At 74.2% G+C, this 633-nt stretch carries 1 protein-coding gene; it reads left to right on the top strand.

Translation table 11 applies throughout. The features are described from left to right. The coding region (locus KUM32_RS38965) for an LAETG motif-containing sortase-dependent surface protein (protein ID WP_217146508.1) at positions 1–608 on the top strand (608 nt) is incomplete at its 5' end. Between the last annotated feature and the right edge of the window lie 25 nt (positions 609–633).

A 633-nucleotide genomic window follows, 5' to 3' on the forward strand; every position in this document is an offset into this window, starting at 1 on the left:
TCACCGGCGTCGGGCAGCACACCAAGAGCCAGACGCAGATCCTGGCGGGCTCCAGCGAGAGCACCGTCTCGGCCAAGGCCACGGCGGTCTGGGCCAGGAGCGGGGCCATACCGGCGGTCTCGGCCAGGCAGAACTGCGCCAAGGGCGGCGTGGACGTCACGGTGGCCAACAAGGGCGACGCGCCGTTCACCTACACACTGGCGGGGCGCGAGCACACGGTCGCGTCGTCCGCGACCAAGACGATCACCGTGCCGGCGCGGGAGGACCAGGCGTACCGCTTCACGCTCGTCGGCCCGGACGGCCTGGAGAAGACCTTCACCGGGGCGCTGGACTGCCAGACCGTGACCGAAGGTGGTCGCGCCGACGACGCCTCCACCGTCGCCGGCGGCGGGGCTCCGTCGACCGCGCGGCCGAGCCCCGCCGCGGCGGACGGCCCCACGGGGGACGAGGCGGCGGTACCCGAGAGCGGTGACCTGGCCGACACGGGGAGCGGCAGTCCGGTCGCCCTGATCGCGGGCATAGCGGGTGGGCTGTTGGTCGTCGGCGGCGGTGCGCTGTTCCTCGTCCGCAGGAAGAGGGCGACGTCGTCGAGCGAGCCGGGCGAGTAGGGGCCCGCGACCTGCGACCCACGGC

It is taken from the genome of Streptomyces sp. AC627_RSS907 (assembly GCF_019049165.1).